Genomic DNA, 6955 nt, shown 5'->3' with positions numbered 1-6955 from the left:
GTCGGGTCACCGGTCGATGTCGGTGCGGCCTCGATACTGTTCGCGACCGCGTCGCTCGTCCGGTCTATTGTTAGATACAGCGTGTCCCGCGCGCCGGTGAGTTCGTAGAGAAACAGTTCGGCCTGGCTGGCCGGCGCGGCGGTGAGCGCAACGACGCTCCCGGCCGGAATCCCGCCGTCAAGCTGCCTGTCGAGGGCGGAAATCCCGGTCTGGAGTCGTTCGCTCATCATATGTAAATACCGCCGCGACGCTGATTAAACCTTCTGGCGGCTCACGTGTTGTTTCGTGCCGAAGCCGTTCGTGACCGCGTGACCGATCGGCATACGATCCGCCGGTCGGGGGATTCAAGACCGTCCGTGCCGGCCTTCCGGTAATGCGCCACGACCACCTGATCAGCGCGAAGCAGTTATCCCGTGGCGACATCGAGACGGTGCTCGACCGCGCGGCCGAGATCGCCGCCGATCCCGGGGCGATCGCTGGACGGCACGCGGACACGCTGTTGGGACTGCTATTTTTCGAACCGAGCACCCGGACCAAGATGTCGTTCGACGCGGCGATGAAGCGACTCGGCGGCGACACGATCGACATGGGGAGCGTCGACTCCTCGTCGGTCAAAAAGGGCGAGAGCCTCGCCGACACTGTCCGAGTCATCGAGGGATACGCCGATGCGATCGTCCTCAGACACCCCTCTGAGGGGTCGGCAAAACTCGCAAGCGAGTTCGTCGACGTCCCAGTCGTCAACGCCGGCGACGGGGCGGGGCAACACCCAACACAGACGCTCTTAGATATGTACACGATCCGGGAAAACGCCGGCCTCGACGATCTCACGATCGGGATCATGGGCGATTTAAAATACGGCCGAACCGTCCACTCGCTGGCGCACGCGCTGACGAACTTCGACGTGAGTCAACACTTCATCAGCCCCGAAAGCCTGCGTCTCCCTCGTGGCGTCAGATACGACCTCCACGAGGCTGGCGCGCAGGTCAGAGAACACACCGGAATCGAGGATGTCCTCGACACGCTCGATGTGCTGTACGTGACACGGATCCAACGCGAGCGATTCCCCGACGAGAACGAGTACCGACAGGTCGCCGGCGAGTACCGGATCGACGCCGACCTCCTTGAGTCGGCCAAAGACGAATTGACGGTGATGCACCCGCTGCCGCGTGTCGACGAGATCGCCCCGGAGGTCGACGAAACGCGCTATGGGACGTACTTCGAACAGGCTCACAACGGCATCCCGGTTCGGATGGCGCTTTTAGACGAGATGCTATGACAGACACCGAACTCCGCGTTTCCAAGATCGAGAGCGGAACCGTTATTGACCACATCGCCGGCGGGCAAGCGCTCAATGTGCTCGCGATCCTCGGCATTGACGGCGGGTCCGGCGAAGAAGTAAGCGTCGGTATGAACGTTCCCTCCGACCGGTTGGGACGAAAGGACATCGTGAAAGTCGAGGGTCGTGAATTGAGCCAAAACGAGGTCGATGTGCTGTCACTCATCGCGCCGGCGGCGACCATCAACATCGTCCGTGAGTTCGAGGTCGTCGAGAAACACCGAGTGACGCGCCCCGAAACCGTCGCTGGCGTGCTGTCGTGCCCGAACGCCAACTGCATCTCGACGGCCGATGAGCCGATCGAATCCCGCTTCGATGTGCTCGAGGAGGGCGTCCGGTGTACGTACTGTGAGACGATTATCCGGGAATCAATCGCCTCGCACATCAGCGCGGCGTGACGCACACCCCGGGGGAACATCTATACCCCCGGACGTCGTTAAATGCATTGTATGTCGAAAAAAGCACTCGCCGTCGTGCTCGTCGCGGCGGTCGTCCTGTTGTACGTCGCGAAACGGTAGTTCGCGCTACTCGAACCGATCGCCCTCCGTTCGATCCGCGCTCCACCCGGGCGCCGGGGGCCGAACCGCCCTCCATCCGACCCATCGAACGATCGCGGAGGTGTTGAACGAATGGGATTTCTGTTACGCTTGCGCTCGCTGTCGGTCCGCCACCCATGCTTCCGAACGACTTAGGGGCCGCGAGCGCCGACTATGGGTATGTACGGCGTCGTCACGCGAAACGATGAGGAGGTCCGCTGGCCCGACTTCGACCGCGGGTTCTACGAGGTCAAAGATGTCTCCGGCCGTTCCGCGGAGCCGATCCCCGACACGGTGAGCATGATCTCTTGTTTTGGCGACAACGCTGCTGCCGAGGAGAACCCTGACCTCGTTCCCGTCACCCCCGATGGGGTGCGAGCCACCCGCGAGCAGACTTACTTTGATTGGGCCTACGTCTGCCCCACCCACGACGGCTACCGCGAGGGCCTCTTAGAGATCGTTTCTGACTGCGCCGAGGTAACTCCGGACATCCGACTCGACGACGTCGGCTTCCCGCGCCCCGAGTACTGCTACTGTGATCGCTGCAACGAGCGCTTCGAGTCGTGGGTCCGGACGCGCTACGACCGCGGGGAGGGCCCCCATCCCACCGAAACGACCGTCGAGGACCGATACGAGTGGCGCGCCGAGCGCATCACAGAGTTCGTCAGAGCGGCCGTCGACCGGATCCCCGGACGGAGCTATCTGACGCTGTATCCCGACCCCTACGACGGTCACCTGTACGAACGGGCGGGGCTCGATCTTGACGCTCTCGAACCTCACATCGACGAGTTCGTCGTCCCGCTGTACGACACCTACTACGGGACGACCTACTGGTTGGAAACGATCGCAAAAGGATTCGAAAGCCGCCTGGAGACGCCGTTCAGCGTCGAGCTCTATGCGGTTGATGTCGACATCGGCGACCTGATCCACGCGATGGAGGTTGCGGAGGGGTACGGCGAGTCAGTCCTGTTCGGCTACGATGCCTCAAACGGGCGAGCCGCGTTGCGACGGCGGGCGGCGGACGAACGTGATGGCGTTGAGTGGTGAGCCGAGACGTGGTGTGGGTTCAACCGTAGCTGCGCGCCCACCGGAGCCTTGCTAATTGACGGCCCTTGCGGCGTCGATGAGGTCCTCCCGGTCCCGGGTATCGTCCGGCAACTGTCCGGGGTCGAACCACCGAGCGGCACTGATCTCGTCGTCGGGATCCGAGATGACGGGGGCCGTCGTGTCAGCGACCGCACGGAAGACGGGGAGTACACCCCAGGTGGAGTAGTCCCGACAGGTCACCTCGACGCGGTTCAACATCGCCAATCCGCGATAGGTCGCCTTGATCCCGGCTTCCTCGTCGAGTTCCCGTTCGGCCGTCTCGCGGAACGACTCGGAGCCGTCGACGCCGCCGCCCGGAAGCACCCACAGATCGACGCCCTCGTGACGGACTAACAGGAGCTGATCGCTCTCGCGTTGGACGAGAGTATGGGCCCCGTAGGGTGTCCCGCTGTGTTCGATCCGCTCGGCGAGCGTCCGGAATCGGTCCCGTGAGACGCGTTTTTGATACGTCCGTTTGAGGGGCGCTCCATCGTAGATGTCCTCAAGCCGATGATACGCCCGCTCGGCGCGTTGCGTCGCTTCGTCGGCCAGAAACCACAATCCGTCGAGGGTCGTCATTCCCGCTCCGGGCGCCGGTGTGGCTCGGTCGGAGGGCGATCGGTGTGTCGCGTGGCTTCGAATATCATACTTGTTCTTCGGGGGCGTACGTAAAAAACTGCTCGGCGCCGGAAGGTGGGTCCGTTGTTCGGCATCAACGCGGTTCAGGCTGTGTGCGAGCTGTTCGCTCGGCTTTGCTGAGTGACCTTGGCGGATGAAACGACGGGCTTTTTCCGTATCGGCGAAAAGCGGAGGCATGGCATTTGAGAAGGGAGACCGCGTGGTGTTCCACGACAAGCACAGCGAGTACGACGGCGAGACGGGCGAGGTCACGCAGGTCTCGGAGACCATGTTCGGCGACAACACCTACATCGTCGACTTCGAGGAGGGACAAGAGGCAGGCATCGCCGAGGAGTCCCTCGAAGTCGCCGACGACGCGGACGACGAGTGAGACGATGAGTGCCGTCCCGTTCCACTACGTCGATCTCCGGACATTTTGCTACGCGACGGAGGACGAAAAACGGGTCGAGGCGGCACTCAGGACCTTTCTCCCTGAGGAGACCGAACTCAAGCGCGACGTCACCGAGGGCCACAACGGCGACCGGATCGTGATCTTTTCGATCAGGCTCGAACGCGCTGACGACGTCAGGCACGTACTCTCGAAGCTGACCGGACTCGGCGAACTCGACCGCCTGCTTGAGGAGTTGGAGGCCCGCATCGACGACAACTGCGCCTTCTATATCGGCCTCGACAAGCAGGCAGCCTACCACGGCGATGTCGCGCTCGGCGAGGGACTCATGCTCCGCGGAAAAGTCGAAGCCTATCCAGCCAAGCGGGAGCGGGCTATCGCGACGGCGAATGAGGCTCTTGAGGACCTCGCGGCACAGGCCGACGGAGCCTAACACAGGGGCGGCTCGGTCTGTTGGCGAATAAAAAACGAGCTTGCACTTTCTCGGCGGATCACTGTATCACACCTGATATCGAGGCGGATAGCGACGTTGCCGGGACGTGGAACATCCTGAGTCTGCAGTTGGGCCGATGGCTCGGCCTGCTGCCCCGTGTGCTGAACTCGGCAGGGACGCATCCACGGATGGGGCGTGCTGGTAGTGGAACGAACATGACTGGACACCCGCTGGCGTTGGGGAACAGCCGCGTTCGCCTGACCAATCTAGCGTCAGCGACCCGAACGTTCACAGTCAGGGTACTCGACTGGCTGGATTGCTCACGGAGGAACTCCCTCGTGCAGGGCGGAGGGGAACTCAAAGCCGACAGGAGATGTCGCTTCGGGTAGAACAGCGATCCCAGCCAGAGACTCTACTGAAATGTCTCGACAGCGCCAGGGGGGCTAATCCCGCAGTTCGTCGAGGCGTCCGCCGAGTGTCGTCCGGACCGCCGACATGTCGCCCCCGATGCGGACGATTTGGTAGCCCGCGTCGACGGCTGCCTGTGCCTCTTCGACGCTGTTACGAATCCGGCCCATCGGGACGCCCCTGTCCAGACAGGCCTCGAGGGCCCGGTCTATCGCCGCCGTCACCTGCTCGGAGTTTTTCGACAAGGGGTCCCCGCCGGACATCGACATCGTTAGGTCGGCAACCCCGACAAAGGCAAAGCCAAGTTGCGGCACCGAGAGGATATCCTCGATGTTCTCGACGGCTCGTTGGTTCTCTATCATCGTCCCGACCAGCACCTCGCTGTCCTCGCCGCCGACGAAGCTGTCGACATACCCCTCCCAGTTGCCCGACCGGCCGACGCCGACGCCCCTATCGCCGACGTCCCCATCGTAGGCGAAGTATGCCGCCTCGATGGCTCGCTGGAGTTCCTCGGCGGTCTCGATACGCGGGAGCAGGATGGTGCGGACGCCGGCGTCGAGTACCTTCCGCACCAGAGCCGGTTCGGGTTTGGGCAGCCGAACTAGTAGCTCGATGTCGGCGACCTCAGCGGCCCGTGTCAGTTCCTCGAAGACAGTGCTGTCGTAGGGACTTGGACCGCCGTGTTCGAAATCGAGCCAGACGTAGTCCAGCCCGACCGAACCCAGTGTCTCGACCACCGTCGGCGAGAACGTGACGGCGCTGGCCCCGAACACCGTCTCACCGTTTTCAATGGCCCGCCGGAGCCCGTTCTCGGTTCTCATTCTTCACCCTCCGTTAGATCGGCGCGGTTCACCGTCGACGTGGGCAATCCGCCCTCGTAGACGGTACGGACGTTGTCTGCCGCCTGCTGGCTCATCCGGGCGAGCGCCTCATCGGTCACCCCGCCGACGTGTGGCGTCAGGAGCACGTTGTCTTGATCATAGAGCGGGTGGCCCCCGCCGGGTGGTTCCTCCTCGAAGGTGTCGAGACCGGCCCCGCTTATTTCACCCGCCTCCAGCGCCTCGACCAGTGCTGCCTCGTCGACGATCGGCCCGCGCGCAGTGTTGATGAGCACGCCCCGTTCGCCGAGTGCCGCCAGTTCCGGCGTCGAGACGGCGTGACGCGTCTCCGAAGTCAACGGCACGTGGATGCTCACCGCGTCCGAACGCTCAAACAGTTCCAACAGTTCGTCGACGCGTTCGACGCTGGAGGGCACTTTGTCGTCCGCGGCGTACGGATCGAACGCGAGGACGGTCTGCTCCAGCCCTTGGACGAGGTCACTCACCACCTGTGCGATGGCGCCGAAGCCGAACAGCCCAAGCGTATCCCCAGTGAGTTCGTGACCGGCGAACGCCCCGCGCTCCCACTCGCCCGCCCGGACGTGGCTGTCGGCGGTCCGTAGGTTCCGGCGGACGCCAAACAGCAACGCCACCGCGTGTTCAGCAACCGACCGTGCGTTCGCGCCCGGGGTATTACAGACAACGATACCCCGCTCGGAGGCCGCGTCGATGTCGACGTTGTCGAGGCCGGCCCCGTGTTTGGCGATGACCTGCAGTTTGTCAGCCCGGTCGATGACGTCATCGTCGAGTGGTGCGACCCTGACGATGACGGCGTCGTAGCGGTCGATGTCATCGAGGGCCGACTCGTAGCTGGTGTACTCGTCCATCCCAGTACAGTCGGCGAAATCCACGATGGATTCGGGCCCCGACTGGTCGATTTCTTTCGGAAGAAGAACGTTCCACTCGTTTGGCATGCGCATGCGTTTTGACGACAGGGATAAAAGTATATACCTCCATGACAGACAGTCTATAGGTCGACCGTCTACCCCCACACAGGGGTGTAGCGCGCACGAGAATGATAGGGGAGGGGTCTGCACTGCGAGCCCGAAACGCGGTCATTTGGATGTGTGGGCCCGCCGGGACTCCGGTACATCGTTTCCAAAGAACTCGTTTAATCAGCGTGCAATCCGGCGTTCTGTGGGACAGCTGATTACGGCGGTACCACGACACCGCTGGCAGTATAAAACGCTCAAACCAAGACAGTTTGATGCCAGGGCTATAATTTTAATATCATCAAACCTGTCTTGATCT

General features: G+C 62.7%; 8 protein-coding genes and 1 pseudogene. 5 read left to right on the top strand and 4 right to left on the bottom strand.

Features of this window, described 5'->3' with window-relative positions:
• Nucleotides 1–227: pseudogene (locus ACI944_RS09695) on the bottom strand (transcriptional regulator); the annotation flags it as partial.
• Nucleotides 228–373: 146 nt separating this feature from the next.
• On the opposite strand from ACI944_RS09695, the gene pyrB reads away from it, so the two are divergent.
• From pyrB to ACI944_RS09680, 3 genes are all read left to right on the top strand, one after another.
• Nucleotides 374–1276, top strand: coding sequence for an aspartate carbamoyltransferase (gene pyrB, locus ACI944_RS09690; protein WP_411718841.1), 903 nt, complete (start codon nt 374–376; stop codon nt 1274–1276).
• On the top strand, nt 1273–1734 hold the full coding sequence (pyrI, locus tag ACI944_RS09685; protein WP_411718840.1) for an aspartate carbamoyltransferase regulatory subunit: 462 nt from the start codon (nt 1273–1275) through the stop codon (nt 1732–1734). Before pyrB ends, pyrI begins: the two co-directional genes overlap by 4 nt.
• A gap of 318 nt (nt 1735–2052) precedes the next feature.
• Nucleotides 2053–2919 (top strand): hypothetical protein, encoded by an 867-nt coding sequence (locus ACI944_RS09680; protein WP_411718839.1) that lies wholly within the window; start codon nt 2053–2055, stop codon nt 2917–2919.
• A gap of 51 nt (nt 2920–2970) precedes the next feature.
• Here ACI944_RS09680 and ACI944_RS09675 read toward each other — a convergent pair whose 3' ends face one another.
• A complete protein-coding gene (locus ACI944_RS09675) occupies nt 2971–3537 on the bottom strand; it encodes an NUDIX hydrolase (protein ID WP_411718838.1) in 567 nt (188 codons plus the stop codon).
• A 235-nt stretch (nt 3538–3772) separates the two neighbouring features.
• Here ACI944_RS09675 and ACI944_RS09670 point away from each other — a divergent pair, with 235 nt between their 5' ends.
• Both ACI944_RS09670 and ACI944_RS09665 read left to right on the top strand, forming a co-directional pair.
• The gene (locus tag ACI944_RS09670) at nt 3773–3967 is read left to right on the top strand and encodes a DUF1918 domain-containing protein (protein ID WP_411718837.1); all 195 of its coding nucleotides are present in this window, start codon (nt 3773–3775) and stop codon (nt 3965–3967) included.
• A gap of 4 nt (nt 3968–3971) precedes the next feature.
• Complete coding sequence (locus ACI944_RS09665; RefSeq protein ID WP_411718836.1) at nt 3972–4418, top strand: RNA-binding protein; 447 nt, start codon at nt 3972–3974, stop codon at nt 4416–4418.
• Between the two features lie 443 nt (nt 4419–4861).
• On the opposite strand, the gene ACI944_RS09660 is transcribed toward ACI944_RS09665, so the two are convergent.
• Nucleotides 4862–5647, bottom strand: coding sequence for an HpcH/HpaI aldolase family protein (locus tag ACI944_RS09660; protein ID WP_411718835.1), 786 nt, complete (start codon nt 5645–5647; stop codon nt 4862–4864).
• Nucleotides 5644–6624 carry a hydroxyacid dehydrogenase gene (locus ACI944_RS09655; protein WP_411718834.1) on the bottom strand — a complete coding sequence of 327 codons (981 nt, stop codon included), beginning with the start codon at nt 6622–6624 and terminating at the stop codon, nt 5644–5646. The genes ACI944_RS09660 and ACI944_RS09655 overlap by 4 nt, the downstream gene beginning before the upstream one ends.
• Nucleotides 6625–6955: the final 331 nt, after the last annotated feature.

The organism is Natronomonas sp., assembly GCF_046710025.1.
Taxonomy (GTDB): domain Archaea; phylum Halobacteriota; class Halobacteria; order Halobacteriales; family Haloarculaceae; genus Natronomonas.
This window is presented reverse-complemented; position numbering and strand designations above follow the sequence as displayed.